The organism is Sporosarcina sp. PTS2304 (assembly GCF_003351785.1).
Lineage (GTDB): Bacteria > Bacillota > Bacilli > Bacillales_A > Planococcaceae > Sporosarcina.
The window spans coordinates 117,565-135,327 of record NZ_CP031230.1 but is presented as its reverse complement, the minus strand read 5'-3'; the positions used below and the strand labels follow the sequence as shown (position 1 = coordinate 135,327).

13 protein-coding genes are annotated in these 17,763 nt (G+C 39.3%); 2 read left to right on the top strand and 11 right to left on the bottom strand.

Translation table 11 applies throughout. The features are described 5' to 3' along the window. Nucleotides 1–35: 35 nt before the first annotated feature. From DV702_RS00545 to DV702_RS00530, 4 genes are all read right to left on the bottom strand, one after another. Nucleotides 36–1,229, bottom strand: coding sequence for an NAD(P)/FAD-dependent oxidoreductase (locus DV702_RS00545; RefSeq protein ID WP_114922949.1), 1,194 nt, complete (start codon nt 1,227–1,229; stop codon nt 36–38). A gap of 189 nt (nt 1,230–1,418) precedes the next feature. Beyond that, nucleotides 1,419–4,064, bottom strand: coding sequence for an MMPL family transporter (locus DV702_RS00540; RefSeq protein ID WP_114922948.1), 2,646 nt, complete (start codon nt 4,062–4,064; stop codon nt 1,419–1,421). Between the two features lie 3 nt (nt 4,065–4,067). Then, a complete protein-coding gene (locus DV702_RS00535) occupies nt 4,068–4,514 on the bottom strand; it encodes a MarR family winged helix-turn-helix transcriptional regulator (protein ID WP_114922947.1) in 447 nt (148 codons plus the stop codon). Nucleotides 4,515–4,875: 361 nt separating this feature from the next. Next, on the bottom strand, nt 4,876–5,898 hold the full coding sequence (locus DV702_RS00530; protein ID WP_114925786.1) for a YeiH family protein: 1,023 nt from the start codon (nt 5,896–5,898) through the stop codon (nt 4,876–4,878). A 127-nt stretch (nt 5,899–6,025) separates the two neighbouring features. Here DV702_RS00530 and DV702_RS00525 point away from each other — a divergent pair, with 127 nt between their 5' ends. Next, nucleotides 6,026–6,949: a LysR family transcriptional regulator gene (locus DV702_RS00525; RefSeq protein WP_114925785.1), complete on the top strand. Its 924-nt coding sequence runs from the start codon at nt 6,026–6,028 to the stop codon at nt 6,947–6,949. 17 nt (nt 6,950–6,966) lie between these two features. Here DV702_RS00525 and DV702_RS00520 read toward each other — a convergent pair whose 3' ends face one another. From DV702_RS00520 to DV702_RS00500, 5 genes are all read right to left on the bottom strand, one after another. Next, complete coding sequence (locus DV702_RS00520; RefSeq protein WP_114922946.1) at nt 6,967–8,784, bottom strand: cation:proton antiporter; 1,818 nt, start codon at nt 8,782–8,784, stop codon at nt 6,967–6,969. A gap of 344 nt (nt 8,785–9,128) precedes the next feature. Then, on the bottom strand, nt 9,129–9,884 hold the full coding sequence (locus DV702_RS00515) for a methyl-accepting chemotaxis protein (RefSeq protein ID WP_114922945.1): 756 nt from the start codon (nt 9,882–9,884) through the stop codon (nt 9,129–9,131). A 24-nt stretch (nt 9,885–9,908) separates the two neighbouring features. Further along, nucleotides 9,909–10,442 (bottom strand): protoglobin family protein, encoded by a 534-nt coding sequence (locus tag DV702_RS00510; RefSeq protein ID WP_114922944.1) that lies wholly within the window; start codon nt 10,440–10,442, stop codon nt 9,909–9,911. A gap of 298 nt (nt 10,443–10,740) precedes the next feature. Continuing rightward, nucleotides 10,741–11,862, bottom strand: coding sequence for a virulence factor (locus DV702_RS00505; protein ID WP_114922943.1), 1,122 nt, complete (start codon nt 11,860–11,862; stop codon nt 10,741–10,743). A gap of 19 nt (nt 11,863–11,881) precedes the next feature. Then, nucleotides 11,882–13,756 carry an ABC-F family ATP-binding cassette domain-containing protein gene (locus tag DV702_RS00500; protein ID WP_114922942.1) on the bottom strand — a complete coding sequence of 625 codons (1,875 nt, stop codon included), beginning with the start codon at nt 13,754–13,756 and terminating at the stop codon, nt 11,882–11,884. 227 nt (nt 13,757–13,983) lie between these two features. On the opposite strand from DV702_RS00500, the gene DV702_RS17270 reads away from it, so the two are divergent. Next, a complete protein-coding gene (locus tag DV702_RS17270) occupies nt 13,984–14,895 on the top strand; it encodes a methyl-accepting chemotaxis protein (RefSeq protein WP_114922941.1) in 912 nt (303 codons plus the stop codon). A 51-nt stretch (nt 14,896–14,946) separates the two neighbouring features. Here DV702_RS17270 and DV702_RS00490 read toward each other — a convergent pair whose 3' ends face one another. Further along, nucleotides 14,947–16,566 (bottom strand): M20/M25/M40 family metallo-hydrolase, encoded by a 1,620-nt coding sequence (locus DV702_RS00490; RefSeq protein WP_114922940.1) that lies wholly within the window; start codon nt 16,564–16,566, stop codon nt 14,947–14,949. Nucleotides 16,567–16,641: 75 nt separating this feature from the next. Further along, entirely contained in the window at nt 16,642–17,670 is a 1,029-nt protein-coding gene (locus DV702_RS00485) for a TRAP transporter substrate-binding protein (RefSeq protein ID WP_114922939.1), read from the bottom strand. Nucleotides 17,671–17,763: the final 93 nt, after the last annotated feature.

Genomic DNA, 17,763 nt, shown 5'->3' with positions numbered 1-17,763 from the left:
ATTTCATTATAAATGCTTATCGGTTAGTTTCTTTTTTATCGCTCAATTTCCAATATAGTCTCATTAGCATTAGATTTACCGAGTAGTTCATCACGAATCAAATGAGCTCCGAGCATACTGTAGACAGTTCCGTTTCCACCTAATCCTATTAAGTAATAGATGTTTGGCTCTTCAGGATGGCGGCCCACTACAGGAAGTTCATCAGTCGATTCGCCAAATACAGCTGTCCACTCATATTCAAATTCTATTGCCGTGTGAGGAAATAATACTTTCAATTGCTTTTTCAACTCATCAAACTGTTTTGCTGTTTCTTCCGAGCTAGGCAACTCGTCTATATTTTGGTCCAATCCTCCCGCTACAATGCGCTGGTCATCTGTCAGCCGCATATAAAGATAAGGTCGCTTCGTCTCCCAAATCATCATTCGATTAGTCCAAAACGATAAATCTTTTATAGGTTTTGTTGCGATAGCATACGTTACCTTTAAATCTTTTTGAGGGATAGATACTTCTGGTGTAGGCGCATAACCGGTCGTTACAACGACAGTTTTCGCGGTAAACTCCCCGTGAGTTGTTCGTAGTACCGCGCCTGAACTTGAATCTTTTATTTCTAGTACTTCCGTTTGTTCAAAAATATCCATGCCTTTTTCATATGCATACTGAATAGCACCTACGCATAAACGAAGTGGATTCACTTCCGCATCTCCGTCTGTCACGATTGCTGCAGGCTGTGTAAAAGGGAAATGTGCTTCGATTTGTTTACTATCCCAAAATTCTACCGGAAACCCGTGTTTCTTCAATGCCTCGTATTCTTTTCGAAGCCTTTCTACATCTTCAACAGTGCTAGCATAATATAAACTTTCACGAGTATGAAAATTCACGTCAATCAGCGCATTTTCCGCTACGTCCTGAAGCTGTTCTAGCGCTTTTTTACAAGAATGATAAAATTCCACCGCTTGTTCTTCGCCTATTTGTTCTATTAATTCATGCAACATAATATCATTTGAAAACTGTAAAAGTCCTGTATTGGCAGAAGTACTCCCCCCGCCTACTCGATCTTGTTCGAGCATGACGATTGAATAGTTTTCGCGGGAGAGAACATACGAACATAAAGCGCCGGACATTCCACCACCTATAATCGCAATATCGTATAGCTCTTTTCGTTCTCTACTATCAAACTTCTGCCGTTCCCATGTTGTATCCCAATAAAGTTCTCCATGATACAATTCCATCTAAATCGCCTGCCTATCGTTTTTTTCAGTTTACCCTCAATAGATTAATGAAAAACCTAGATGACTAGAGAGAGTAATAAATACCGACGAGGATTTTCTTCTTATTATAAAGTGACAAGAGCTGTCACAGACAATCAGTGTTTACTGACTATCTGGACAGCCTATCAATTTTTCTTGCAAAAATTTTTATTATCCTCTAAACGGCCACCAGACTCCGCGTCCAAATGATACAGTAATTGCAGGTATTAGCAATGGTAAAATGATCAGGCCATACAGCAACAAACCGGAAATTACAATTGTTGCAATTTGCACAAGACTTAGGACTCCTGAAGGAACCATTGCACCGAATGTACCTGCTAAGATGACTGCCGCAGTAATAATAACAGTTCCCATCTTTGCCATTGAATGCATCAGTGCTTGGCGAATCTTCAGACCACCGATACTCTCTTCTCTAAAGCGATCTAGTAAGAAAATGGAATAATCAACGCCTAACGCAATTAACATAATAAATCCGAAGAACGGAACAGCCCAACTGATCCCGTCATATCCCAGCCCATTAACGAAGATGAGTTCTGTAATAGAAATCGCTGAGTAATACGTTAACAGCAACGATCCTATCATATAGAGTGGCATAATTGCTGAACGGAACAAAATGAATAGAACGATGAATAAACCGACTAACATCACAGTAACCGTACGCTTGAAATCTGCTGACGAAATATCATTCAAGTCAGAGTTGATACTAGAAATACCACTGAACGCTACGTCCGCTTCTTCAAATGGTGTTCCGATAACAGAACGTTTTACCGTATCTTTAATATTATGAACCGTTGAAATCGCATCACGAGAATATGGATTTTCCGTTAAAATCACTTCCATTAGAATTCCTTTTTTCTCATCGAAAGTATAACGGTCGATTACAGGTTCAAACTCTTCATTATCAAGTGTACCTGCTGGGATAAATAAACCTGTATCCCGAACACTTTTTGTATCCCCCATATCATCTAACATATCTGCTATCTTTTGTAATCCAGTCGTTACTTCAGCGAGACCATCTTTAGAAGCTTTAACTCCCCCGCCTAGTTGTTTTAAACCGCCTTTTAATGCGCCGATTTGAGAGCCACTTTGATTGATTTGATTTCCTGCACCAGCAATTCCACTACTTATTTTACCTAGCTCACCACTTAGTGCATCTAATCCGCCGGCTGCTTGAGCAGGTGGTAACCCTTGCTGTAAACTTCCAGAAATCTGATCTAACTGCCCGTTAATTTGCTCAATGCCATTCGCCGCTTGAAGAAGTCCACCGCCGCCAGCACCGCCTGAAGGTAATTGATTTGCAGCATCTCTCAAGTTATATTGAATCGTTGCAAGTCCTAAACGAATTTCTTGGATTCCATCATTCGCTTCATTCAGACCGTCTGCCAGTAATGCTATTTGGTGATCCACATATAAATCTTCTAGTATTTCACCCGTCGGACGTGTTACGGTACGGACACTTTTCACGCCTTCTACTTTCTCTATATCACGAGCAATCGCTTCTAAATAAGTAACGTCTCCTTCTTTAGCGATGGCTGTATCTTTTTTCAGCAATACTTGCACTGGTAAAGAATCCCCTTCACCAAACGCATCAGATATAAGATTTAGTCCTTTAACTGATTCTTTACTACTGTCAATTTCATCCACTGTATTAAATGACAAATCATTATCATACGTCAAAATTAGCGGAATGGTTATAACTGCTACAATTAGCATAGAAACAAGTGGACGCATTACCGATAGTTTGCTGAACGCAATCCATAATTTACTATCTTTATGTGAAGCCGCCCCTTTGGATGGCCAAAATAATTTATCTTTCAATAACACCATAACTAACGGCACAATCGTATAAAGAATAAGCATTAATACAGCAATTCCGACTGCCACGGCAACTGCAGACTTAAATATTGGGAAATCAGCAAAACCAATCGCCGCAAAACCGATAAATACTGCCAGCGCGCTAATAAACAACGTACGGCCCGCTGTTTTGTACGTGTTAATAATTGCCTCTTCCACTTCATGTCCCGCAAGAAGCTCTTCTTTATAACGGCTTAATAATAAAATACAATAGTCTGTTCCAAGACCGAATAAAATCGCTACTAAGAAAATTTGTGTATAGTTCGATACTGGGAACCCAAACCAATCGATAAAGAAAGCTACAAGAGATTGGCTTAATAAATAAGTAATTCCTACCGCAACTAGCGGAACAAAAGGTGTAATAATGGAACGGAAAACAATTAACAATAAAGAAAAGATCAATATAACGGTAATGACCTCAGTCTTTTTCAATCCTTCCTGAGCACTTTCATTCACATCGTTATTGATGATAGCTTCCCCGGTAATATATACTGTATCATTTTCTACTAAAACGTCTTTCTCTATTTCTTTAGCTAAGTCAATTATTTGATCTTGTGTGCCGTCGACTGTAATAGGCATCAAGACAGTCTTTTTATCTTCAGAGACCAGTTGCTTTTCTACTTCTTCACTTTCAAAAGGATCCAACACTTCCGTGACAATTTTATTTAATCCTTTAATTTCTTTAGCTGCCGAGGAAATTTCCTTCTTTTTCGCCTCATCTGCTGCTTGATCCAATGAATAGACGAGCGAAATCGTTTCTTCTGCTTCTCCTGCCTCTTCTAACATTTGCGCAGCTTTTTGTGAATCCGCTGTGTCAAGAAGTTGGAATGATCCAGCCTCCTCTGCTTGCTTTGCTAAATCGGGAGCCAGCATAAATAATATAGCAGTCAGTAATACTAAGCTAATCGCGATCGGCCATTTAAATTTTAATACTGTTTTCACGCACTACATCTCCTTAGTCAATAATATAGTTTTCAGCTTTCTGAACGTCTCAATAAATTGCTCAAGCTCATGTTCATCGATTCGATCTTTAAAAATGTTTTCAATACTTTCATAGACCGCTTCGTTTGATTGTTTTAGCACTTCAATACCAGAAGTAGTTAATAAAATTCTTTTCGCACGTTGATCATGTGGATCCTTTTCTAACTCTATTAACTCTTTTTCAACGAGTTTCTTTAACCTCGTTGACACAGCACTTTTATGTACACCTTGAATTTCTGCGAGTTGACTGCTAGTAAGTTCACCGAATGCCGATAAGATTTTCAGCACTTGAATCTGTTCGGGCGAGTATTCTTTCCATATGGGTACATCTAGGTTTTTCACCACATGCTCTGTTCCAAATATAATGACCTCTTCGAATAATTCTACTGCTTCTTGAAGTTTTTCTTTCAAAATAGTCCACCCCCTAAACTATAATTAGTTTAGGGGGTGGACTATTTAAAGTCAATCATTATGTTTTAGTAAAATAGTTTCAAAATAAGCGCGAGACTTTGGATGGTTGTATACAGTGACTAGTAGAGTTGGATGGAGCGCGGCTGAGTTGGAGTGTCCTGCGACTTGCGCTTCCAGACGATACGCTTTCTCTCGGGAGAATCCTAGCACGTACACTACTTAAACATTTACTAGTCAAAAGCAACTCATTCCCAAAAAGACCAATCCCTTCATCGGATAATCAATAGGCTTAAGTATAGGTTCATTTTATATGAACAAAAAAGCCAGGCGGTGAGATGATACTCACGCCTGACTTTGATAGTTATACGATAAAGTATACAATGACAGAAAGTAAAACAGATGTGATCGTCATAGCTGCTAATGGCCGCAGCGCCCTCTCTCGAAGATCCTTTAAACTAACGTTAAGCCCAAGTCCAACCATTGCCGCTGTTAATAACCACGTCGTCAATGTAAAGACTCCTTCCATCACGTTGTCCGATACCGGAATCGAGTGACCGAATACATAACTACCAAGTACACTTAATAAGATAAAGCCTACTAAAAACCACGGAAATTCAATTTTCGCTTCCCCTTCGTTTGCACCTTTGTTTTTACGTTTCATAATAAAAATAAAGATAAAACAAAGTGGAACTAATAAAAATACACGACCTAATTTTGCTAGTAAAGCGATTGCTAGCCCCTCTTCTCCTGCGGGTGCACCTGCTAGCGCAACATGCGCCACCTCGTGAAGACTAATTCCAGCCCACATACCGTATTGAATAGAATCCAGTGGCAGTATCGGACGAAGAATCGTATACCCAATAGCAAAAATTGTTCCCATTAACGCGATAATTCCTACTCCAATTGCTGTATCTTCATCTTTAACTTTCACGATAGGCGCCACAGCAGCAATAGCAGCAGCTCCGCATACGCCGGTTCCCACACCTAATAATAAGGAAATATCTTTATCAGCTTTAAACACTTTTGCGAGCCAAACTGTCATGAAAATCGCAAAAGCAATTACCCCCACGTCTCTCACCAATAATCCTAAACCATCACTCAATACAGTATCAATATTTAATTTCAAACCGTATAAAATAATAGCCGCCCGAAGCAAGCGTTTAGAAGAAAAAGCAATTCCAGATCGGATCGCTTCTGGATAACCGAATAGTTGTCGGTAGGCTACTGCAATAATAATAGCGCATGCCAACTGCCCGATATGGTCAAAGCCAGGCACTTTTGCTAAAAAGAATCCTACTAATGCAATTAAAAATGTAAATGCTACTCCACCAATCCATGCCGTACCTTTTGGAAGTTGATGAGTTTCTCGTTGTTTTGAAGTCATATGTGAAGAAGCCATCAGTACAACACCTCCTGTATACAGTATATAAAAGTCGTTGCTATAAGAAAAATAATTATTTATAATAGTTATGATAAGTAAATGCATATACAATAACTGGAGGGACTCATTTATCGACCACCAACTACAAGTATTCATAACAGTGGCGGAAAGAAAAAACTTTTCTAGAGCTGCAGAAGATTTGCATATGACGCAACCTGCCGTCAGCCAATATATACGATCATTTGAAGAAGCAATTGGTGTGCGGCTGTTAGAACGTACAAATAAGTATGTACGGCTTAATCAAGCAGGCGAAATTGTCTATCATCACGGAAAAGAAATTGTCGGGCTTTATTCGAAAATGCAAAATTTAGTCGATGATCTGACAAATAAAGCGAGTGGATCCCTGCATATAGGCGCGAGCTACACATTTGGCGAGTACGTACTTCCACATATCTTGTCTAAACTTGTCGCGGACTATCCCTCTATTGAGCCAGCCATAACTATCGGCAATACGGCAGAGATTGCCGAGCAAGTTATTAGCCACCAACTAGATGTTGGGCTGATTGAAGGCCACTTTAAAGAAGCTGTCCCATTACAAAATGATTCGTTTGCAGAAGATGCGATGTATATCGTCACATCACCAACTCACCCTTTAGCTCAAGCAGACAGAAGACTCTCGATTAATGAGTTAGCTAATGATATTTGGCTGCTGAGAGAAGAAGGATCAGGCACTCGTGAAGCAGCAGAAACATTCTTCTTACAATCTGGTTTTTATCCTTCCCGTACTATGAAGTTTAGTAGTACACAACCAATCAAAGAGTCCGTTGAAGCAGGACTCGGCATCAGTTTACTTTCTCAATGGGCCATTCAAAAAGAACTGCACTATGGAGATTTGGCTATCATTCCAGTGAAAGGGACGCCGTTTAAGCGAAATTTTTCAATCGTGACCAACTCCCCCTTTCAAACGAAAGCACTACAAGTCTTTATTGATCTCTTGAAAAATAGTGAAGAACTTACGGTATTGCATAAAAAAACTACTGATGACAAAGAGTAAATTTGTCATCAGTAGTTTTATATATTGGCCGGGACACTCGGCTTTAGTTTAAGTACAACTAATTGATCGCCTTCATCCAATGAAATTTTCTTTTGTAATGTCGCAAAAACTAGCGTGTTATTCTTTTTCTTAACAAATAACGGTGTGGCGGTTTCAGGAATAACTTCCTTAAACACTAAATCTACTTCGCTACCTTCCCAGCTAAATAAACCAATTTCATAATCCGTATTGATTTTCCGGTTCAGCTCAGGGAATGTCGCTCCGTCTTGGAATAATAAATGTGCTTTCAATGAAATCGGCAACTCCGATTTACTCATCTGATGATTGGCCACCGCTATTAAAGAAAATGTATTGTTATAGCCAAACTCCGGTGCGAATGACTGTGTAATTAACGCATTATAAGATGCATCCCCTGTCATCGATAAGATCGTATCATATGGTGCCAAATCAATCGAAAATCTTGAGCGTTCTGATAAAATTTGACCTTCAAATGTATCGATCCCTTTTTCTATCGCTGGTCTTAATCGACCGTGGGAAGGATCTACAATTAGCACAGGAATATTCATTTCTTTCAACTGTACAGCCAAGCCGATAGAAAAACTACTTGCTCCTACAATCAACACACCCGGTGGCTCACTACTTGCCAAGTTCAATTTTTTCGCCAATGGACCGAGTGTGAAACCATGAGCAGTTACTGTAATGAATACTAGCGCAAACGTCAACGCAATTAACAATGTCGCTTCTTCATACCCATCTTCAAGAAGTGTAGAAGCGAAATATCCCGCCACTGTCAACGCAACAATTCCTCTAGGCGCTATCCAACCAATAAGCAACTTCTCATGCCAAACTAGTTCCGTTCCAATAGTTGAAAGCCATATCGAAATAGGTCGGACAATAAATAACATCACAATGACAAAGCCGATGATCGGCAATGTGAAAATTTGTGCAATCGTTTCTCTTGCCAATGAAGCTGTCAGTAAGATAAAAACGGTAGACGTCAACATTACTGAAACATTCTCTACGAAATGCCCAACATTTCCAATAGCTGACACGTAACGCTTCATACGTCCGAGCACTAAGCCCATGACGGTTACTGCCAACATTCCTGTTTCATGCATAATAACTTCTGCCATCGTAAAACATAAAAGTACAAATGCTAAAATAACGGGAGATTTTAAGTACTCCGGAAACTGTCCTCTACTAGCCATCATACTGATTAACGTACCCATTATTACACCTAATAGAACGGCCAATGCAGCCCCTCCAAAGAAGTTCAATAAATAATTCAGCGACAAATGTTCATTCGTCAAAACTTTAATCACTTCATAGGCAAACAATGCGAGTAACGGACCCGCAGGATCTACAATAATTCCTTCCCACTTTAACACTGCAGCTGTGCGAGGTTTCAGCTTAGCATTGCGCAATAGTGGAATAATTACAGTAGGACCTGTAACGACAAAGAGGCCTCCAATGATGAAAGATACTTCCCATGTAAGATTAGCAATGAAGTGAGCGGTTAATGAGCCTAAAATCCAAGCTAAAAAAGCACCTAATGTGACAACACGAAAAACAGATTTAGAAATGTCCTTAATTTCTCGAACGTCTAAATTAGAACTTCCTTCAAACAAAATAATAGCGACCGCGAGAGAGATTAACGGGCTGTATAACTCATCCAACGCAACTTGTGGATTGACTAAACCGAGAACTGGACCGATCAACAAACCTGCAATTGACATAATAAAAATAGAAGGCCATTGAATTTTCCAAGCTAACCATTGAGAAAATATACCAAGGGCTAAGATGGAAACAATACTTATTAATGCCGCTTCATGCATATCTTCACCTACCTTCTTAATGTGTGAATTATTATCTTTTTAGTGTACCAAAGTAGGAGAGTTATTGCTTACTTACACGTCTATTGTTTAACTATATTATGTATAATTCCTTCTTTTAAAAGTGAGTTAGGCCATTGAATGGAGTGAGGTTGACTAGGAGTGTCATGCAGCATGCGCTTCTAGACGATACGCTTTCCGGAGGGGATGCGGCGAACCGAGTACGTTGCGATTTACAGGACCTTGATCCTCCTAGAGTCAATCGCCTGTAAATCGCCAGAAACTATTCAAATTAAAAAATGCACGAATACTCTCGCTATTCATGCATAATCTAGTCTATTCAACTATTATAAATCCTCCGCCAATTGCATTAAATCATCTGATGAGTGAGCAATCGTCTCAATCGCCTGATTTATTTCCAACAAGATTTGCACTGTGTTTTCAATTGATTTTCTTGATTGTGTCGTTTGCTCCTTCATCCCTGACACAGCTTCTACAATCGAATCATAGGAATGGGTTACTTGGAGATTATCCTGAGCACTTTTTTGAATGAGTTTTTCCATCATACGGACAAAATTCGACATATCATTTATATTAGTATTCGTTTCTTCGATCATTCCTGTCACTTTTCCTATCGCTTGCTTCGTTTCAACCGACAAATTTCGCACTTCTGATGCAACGACAGCAAATCCTTTACCATGTTGTCCCGCTCGCGCTGCTTCGATTGCTGCATTTAGAGAGAGTAAATTCGTTTGATCTGCGATAGAAGTTATGAGTGTCACAACGTCCTTAATTTGATCAGAAGACTTATACAGTTCTTCCATCCGACTCGCCAAATCTGTCATATACTCAACCATTTGTACAAATTGCTCTGCTTGCGTACTTACTAATTCTTTACCGTTTATTGATGTATTTTCTGTTTCTGTGATGAATGAAAGATTTTGAATCGTTGTTTCTTCTAGCAATTGAGTCTTTGCAGATAGTTCTTCTGTAGAAGCACTCGTCTGTTCACTAATTGCGGCTAATTCCTGAGAAGTATTTATTACTTGGTTCTTAACGAAAGTTTTTTCTCTTTCTACTTGTTGACGCTTTTCTTCATTCACTTCTTCATATGCTTCAAGAACTAATTACTGCTCCAAATTCAACACTTTCATGAAAGCACGTAATGTTTTGAACAATTGATCTTTCGGCATTTCGATATGTTCCATGAACTGAAAAAACTCATCATATAATATTTCAAATGCAGCTATATACCATTTAGATTCTAAGCCTATGTGCACATGGATTGTGGCAATTGTTCTTCGTTGCTCTAAATATTCTTCATCTATTTTGCCTTCAAACATGGATTGAATATGTGTAGTTAGTGATGCTCTCAGACGCTCCGTACTGCTATGATCTGCAATAATTTTTAGTAAGCCGGGTTCAATCTCCATTGCTTGATAAAATTTATCTGTCATTTTTGGCAGTACAGTTTTTATATCATCATATATGAACGCTAAATGCGCTAGATCATTTTCTGTTAGATTTATCATGCGAATTTGCTTTTTTATGTTCGGAAATTTATCTAGTAAAATAATACCTGTCTCCTGACCGATACGATTGAAATCATGTACATCTTTCAAGATAACTTTCTCGTTACGTTTTTTAAATAGTTGCATCATTTGTCTATCTCTCCTACAAAAAGTTATTGGCTAGTATTATTTACTATACAAATTAGTTTATTTTACCATACAGTGACTGACCAATCTATCAATTGCTGTTGAACAACTTTAAATATTCATTAAGTTCACAGCTTCGACTTTTTTAAAAAATAAAAAACTTGCCGATATCGACAAGTTTTCTCATTCTTTATTATACATTTTCATTGGATGCCGCTGACTGAATGACTGTTTCTTTAGGTTGAAGCTTCTATGCCACCTATTCTTTACAGTATACCGGCAGTGAATTATCACTTTACTTTTATTCGCTTCTTTCCGTCATTTGACGCCAGATAGACCCTTTTGCTTCTTCACCTTCTTCGATACGTGCAATTGCCATACGTATTTGTAGTTTGACTTCGAATTCTGTATCATTTTCGGCTTTATGCAAAGCAGGCAATGCATTCTCTGTTCCCGATTCATACAAAAACATAGCCGCACGCCAACGAACTAATTTATTTCTATCTTGGAGCAAGCGAATAGCAGCTGTTTCAAACCCTGCGTAGCCAAGGTCACTCATACAGTCGGCAGCCGTTCGACGTACAGCCCAACTTTTATCTGTCAGTGCTTTTTCGATATACGGAATGACTGATTCATCTTCTATCATTCCGAGATAGACTGTTGCCAATCTGCGAATAGACATTTTCTCATCCTCAAGCGCTTTAGAAAGCAACGGATAATCATTTACATCAGGGTCGGGCAGCTGATCTAGTAATTGGAAACGTACTTCCCATTCTGGCACAGTAAAATCATCAAGTGTTATGTTTCGCCCTCTAGTTTTCGATGGATCTTCTGTTTGTTCAGCTCTTTCAATAAGCTCCGCAAGTCTCGTTTCCGGATAGGCTGCTTCAAGTTCTTGTACAATTTGTTCGCCGACTTCCTGCAATTCACCGTAACGAATTCCATAGTCTGCCCATTTTCTAAGTAAAATATAGTTTTCTACTTCTGAGTGGTGAACTACTTCCATCGCTTTTATGAAACGTTCGCTTAATCCAAAACGTTTTTCTGCATCGCTTGTAAATACCTTTACTTGTAGAGGTATGTCTTTATATGTTTGAACATGAACGTATACTTCTCCGTAATGTTCATCCAGTTGAACCTCTTTAGACGTCGCTAATGTATCCATTTCTTCATTTAGAACAGCACGCACTTCAGCCAGAATGGATTCCCAAGGAACATTTCCGATTCTCTCTACGGCCATAAAGTCTAATACATGGTAAATCCCTTTTATTCCTTTTATCGCCAACAATGAACGAATAGGCTCCGGTGCTTGAGATTCGTCCGTTTTTTTATAATTATGACTCGTACCATCAGGTAATGCGGTATCTAAAACGATTTTCATAGAGTTTGGACTCGGTGTAGGTTCAATCGTTTTTATTTTCAAGAAAATCTCCTCCAATAGATTAGTCGGCCAATTCCTGTAAATATGACCAACGCTCAATCAGTTCTTCATATTGATCGTTTAATGACGCAAGTTGTTCGTCAAGTTTGCGAAGTCGGTCATAGTCTGATCCGGTATTCGCCATTTCTGTTTCCATTTCCGCTATAGTTGTTTCCATTGTTTCAATATCCGATTCAATCGTTTCCCACTGTTTTTTTTCTGCATAGGTCATTTTCTTTTTTTGTTTTGGCTGTTCTTTTACTTGCGTCTGTTGTATAGATTCCGGTTTCTGTTCTTTTTTAGGTACTTCTTCTAAGAAGTCAGAATATAGTCCGAGTCTAACTTGGACATCGCCCGATCCATCGAGTATCCACAGTTTTCTGGATGTACGATCTAGGAAAAAACGATCGTGTGAAATCGTTACAACGACGCCTGCGAACGTATCGATAAATGATTCTAGGACAGACAGCGTCTCTAAATCCAAATCATTTGTCGGCTCGTCTAGAAGTAAGACATTCGGTTGTTCCATTAGCAATTTCAATAAATATAACCGTTTACGTTCTCCGCCAGATAGTTTTCCGATAGGCGTTCCATGTGCTGAAGAAGGAAATAAAAATCGTTCCAGCATTTGCGTTGCAGATAATCGTTCCCCGTTACCAGCTTCTATATCATTCGATGTTTCACGTATATATTCGATGATCCGCTGATTTTCATCCATCGGTGGTGTATGTTGGTGAAAGTGAGCGATTTTCACTGTAGTACCGCGATCTACTTCGCCAGAATCGGGTTCAAGAGACCCTTCTAACATGGAGAGAAGAGTCGTTTTCCCCACTCCATTCGATCCGATAATAGCGATCCGGTCTTTTGCCTGTAAAATCGCAGAAAACGGATGCACTATCACTTGTTCACCAAAACTCTTCGTAATATTGTTAATTTCTAACACCTTTTTTCCGAGTCGGGAAGTTTGCAAATCCATTTCCAAATCTAGTGAATCATTAGACTGCTTCACTTTTTCTTCGAGATCTTCAAAACGACCAATTCTAGCTTTTTGTTTAGTTGAACGCGCTTTTGCACCACGACGTATCCATTTCAATTCATTGCGATATCGATTACGATCTTTCTGCTCTGAAGAAGCAGCCATTTCAATACGCAATGCTTTGGACTCTAAATAGTCGGCATAGTTCCCCGTATGCGAATAGAGTGTTTGGTCTGCCAGTTCATATATATGAGTAGCTACTTGATCTAAAAAGTAGCGGTCATGGGTGATAAACAATACAGCTCCTTGAATGTTCTGTATAAAGTCTTGAAGCCAACGAATGGATTCTACGTCAAGATGGTTTGTAGGTTCATCTAACAATAAAAGATCAGCTGGCTCAATCAATACTTTCGCCAATGCTACACGCTTCTTCTGTCCACCCGAGAGTTCACCCATCTTGCGGTCGAACATATCAATTCCAAGCTTCATCAGGATAGTGCGCGCTTGGGCATTTAAGTCCCATCCGCCAGTTGCATCCATTTCATTCTGTATATGTGCGAATCGCTCTTGGTAAGAAACATTAGAAGAATCGTCTGTCAGCTGTTGTAACGCGTGCTCGTACTGAAGATTCAGTTGAATAATCGGTGCATCACTTTCGAAAACTGTTTCCATTACAGTCGAGTCGGGATTGACTACAGGCTCTTGTGGTAAAAAAGCTATGCGGAATTTATTCGGATGCTCCATAGAAATAGCATCTGCGTCTTCCTTACCTGCAAGAATAGATAATAATGTAGACTTCCCTGTACCGTTAATGCCGATTAACCCGACCTTTTCACCACTCGTAATAGTAAATTGTACGTCTTTAAATAATGTTTTATCTCCAACCGTTTTGGTTAGCTTCTCAATAACTACTTGACTCATCTTGGCACATCCTATCTTCAAGTTCCTACTTTCTTTAGTATAGCCGAAATTGGATTAACTTGAAAATGTGTTGCATATACTGAAAAAAGAAAGTTTAGTTCTTTCAAATCAATATTATTAAAATTAATTTATTTTTATTTACTCTTCTATTACATAAGGCACTGTGTTTTAATTAAGGTAGGTATATTCAATTACGCACTCACTTTAATGAAGGAGGATTTACATACATGATACGAACAGCTGTTGAGCAAGTGACTGATGAACTCGTCGTCAAGGCTTTAGAAGCGAACTTAGCCATCATTCGTTTTACGATGGACAGAAAAATTGCTTATGTAAACGAAAACTTCGCACGCACTCTCGGTTATCATGCTAATGAAATGATTGGTATGAAGCATGAGGAACTATGCTATCCCGACTTTTTTTCAAGCCCCGCCTACGAAAAACTATGGTCTGATTTACAAAGAGGTGTTGGATTTCAAGGGAAGATCAAAAGAAAAGCGAAAGATCACTCTGCCATTTGGCTTGAAGCGACCTATATGCCTGTCTATGATCAGCAACATAAAAAAATTATTAGTATTTCTAAAATCGCTACTGATATTACGGATCGTCACAATGCAGTAGCCGACGTCGTAAAGGAAATGCATCAAATGGCTGAAATTTTGGCAGAACGGGCGACTCTCGGGATGAATCGCAGCAATGAATTATTAAAAATGATTGAAGAAATAGCTGAAGTATCTGAACAAAACAGCAAATCATTACATAATTTAGAAATTCATTCAGCTGATATTCAAAGTATTGTAAAGACTATTCGAGCGATTGCCAGCCAAACAAATTTACTAGCATTGAATGCAGCAATCGAAGCCGCACGAGCCGGTGAATATGGCAGAGGCTTCGATGTAGTAGCGAAAGAAGTGCGGAAACTTTCAGGCAATGTGGATAAATCTATTGTAGATGTGCGAAATGGCATTGAAACGATTACTGCCGATATAGTCACTATGTCAAGCGGCACAGAACTGGCACTAAAGAGCATCGTACATTGTCAGCAAGAAATCCAACAATCCATGTCAGGCTTCCAATCGATCGCCATTTCTGCAAATGAACTGGAAAACCAAGCACAAGAAGTCAGTCATATTATTTAAATTAACAATAAAATGCCCCCGCCTGCTTTACAGACCGGGGCATTGTATTTATCATCTCGATTTTGGCAGTTGTTGCATCCCTGCTAGCTTTTTCACAAGTTGTTCTAGTAGTACCGGCATTTCCTTAAATGCGCTATCAATATGGACACGCTCAGATTTCTGATGTGCATCTTTACCAAATGGACCTACGTTTAATACCGGCGCTGTCAATTTCCGCATATCTTCAAACGGTATATCATACGTTGCACCATAGACTGGGGTGTTTTTCGCAAAGGCTTTCCAATGATCCCCTTCATCTTTATAGTGAACATAACTTAAATCACATATCCCATTGAAGTAATGGACTTGATCTAGTTTCAAATCAAATACTTGCGCTCTCTCCTGTAAAAACTGAATAGATTCTATGACGAGAGGATCGTCTGAAGTGTTTACTGCCGGATAATAAGGCGGCGCATAAAATAGTACAACTGCAGGTCCCAGTTCCTGACACTCGATCATCAATGTATCTACGATGCGAATTGATTGTTCACGATCATCCCAATCTTCCTGCAACAACACTTCCTGTTTCAAACGTGCAACTTCTCCCTTGCCTAACTTCTTTATCGCATAATCTAGTAATTCTTCAAATCGCAATACGCGAATAGTACCTATTGTTTCTACAGATTCACGCGAGCAAACCGCCTGATAGGCTTCGTTGCAACGCGTCATCGCTTCGTTAGCTACTTGCTCAAACAAATCCATCACTTCGGTTGCAGACCGTTTAAACATGAATACGTTATACAGAGCAGCTGCCCGCTGAGGTGTTTGGGTCGAATATTGGATCTTTAAGTCCTTCTGTAATAATGTGACAGGCAGTGGGGTCGATTCTCCAAGATCCGTCTCTTGAAATAACGGATTCCATTCCATTGCCTGAGTCAAAAATGAAGCCATATAATCTGCGGTAATGCCTTTTAATGGCTCTCCAACATGTGTTTCTTTACCATAAAATAAAGCGGAAGGCATAATTTTACCGATTGTTCCTGAATATATATATTCTTTCGTGTCTGTCGGTCCTTGTGAGAAAGACGGCTCTCCATTCAAAAACAATTTATATTGATGTCCTTCTTCTTCCTGTAAACGAACCAACTCTTTAACTGCCGCACGCATACCTGCTGAGTTCACTTCTTCATCAGGTACTGTGCAAAGAAGTAAATTAATCGGCCATTTTTCGATACTTGCCCGCTCAATTAACTGCATATGCAGAGCGAGTCCCATTTTCATATCCATTGTTCCACGGCCGAATAAATAATTTCCCGATTCTAAATCTGCACGTGCCACTTCAGTTAATGCATCTTTATCTTCCAGCAACTTTTTCGTTAACTCTTCAGGATAAAAAGCTAATGGTTCAAGTGCTCCATATTCGTCGGTATGCACAGTATCAAAATGACTGATTAACACAATCGTTTCTGTAGCTTCAGGATGTTTATATAACGCATGTACGACTTGTCTACCTAATCCTGCGTCATGTAACGTAACATGTTCAGGATGTTTCTCGAAATATGCTAGTTCGCCTAGTTTATTTTGTAACTTCCAAGAAAAGAAGCGTTCTCCTTCAGTTAATGTACGACTATCCCAACTGACAATTTCACATAATAAGCTACGCAATTTTTCCGGTGTGTCAAATAAATACATAGTTCTTCCTCCTTCAGCTACTCACATGACAAGTGTGGCACGATCTCTTATCATTCATAGGCATCTACCCGCCATTTACATTTCATTTGCTGCCTGCGCTTTTTCCACTAATTCTTCCCCAATAATAGGTGTGTACTTCTCATACACCGACTTAGTTGCTTGACGGAATAAATCACGTTGTTCTGGTGTGATTTCATGAATTTCCATGCCTTCTTCTCGTAAGTTTTCCATAAACTCAATATCTTGTTTTTGCGCTATCTTTCTTTGCTCTGTACGGAACTCTTTTGCAGCATTCATCACGACTTCTTGCAAGTCTTCAGGTAATCCATTGAAGAATTCGTTATTCATTAATAAAATCGTGGCGGCATACACATGCGCTGTCAAAGTCACATCACTTTGAACTTCGTAAAACTTATTCAAATAATAGAGGGAAATCGGACTTTCCATTGCATCATACGTCCCTTGTTGCAATGCTGTGTATAATTCTCCAAATGCAAAAGGAGAGGCATTGGCACCGAATGCTTTAAAAGTATCTGTATGAAGTGGATTTTCTAACGTACGGAACTTCAATCCTTTTATGTCGGCTGGTGATGTAATGGCACCTTTATTATTGGACATGTGGCGGAAACCATTTTCACCGAACACTAATCCTTTTAGCTTTTTACTTTCTAATTCTTTCAGCAATCCTTCTCCTACTTCTCCGTCAAGTGCACGATAAGCTGCTTCATTATCATCAAATAAAAACGGCAGATCAAACACCATAAACTTATCAATGAATGACGCAAGTGGCGCTACTGCTGGGATTGTCATTTCTACATTTCCTAATTGAACGGCTTCTATCGCTTCACGGTCTGATCCAAATAATGAACCGTTCGGAAAGATCTCTACTTTAATTCGTCCATCTGAGTCTTTTTCAATCTTCTCTTTAAAATCCAGTGCTGCTATGTGACTCGATTGTTCTTCAGACACTAAATGTGGGATACGAATTTTGAATTCCTCTCCTTCACCTTTCCCTTCAGTAGAACTGCTCTTGCCTGGATCCGGTCTGCCGCAAGCTGCAACAACTAGCATTAAAATAAACACGAGGGGTAAAAACTTCTTCATGTCATCTCTCCCTTTCTTCATAAACTACAATAATTTTTACATACAGTCCTTTTGAAAATTATACGTTGTAACCGCTTCCAAATCATCATTCTT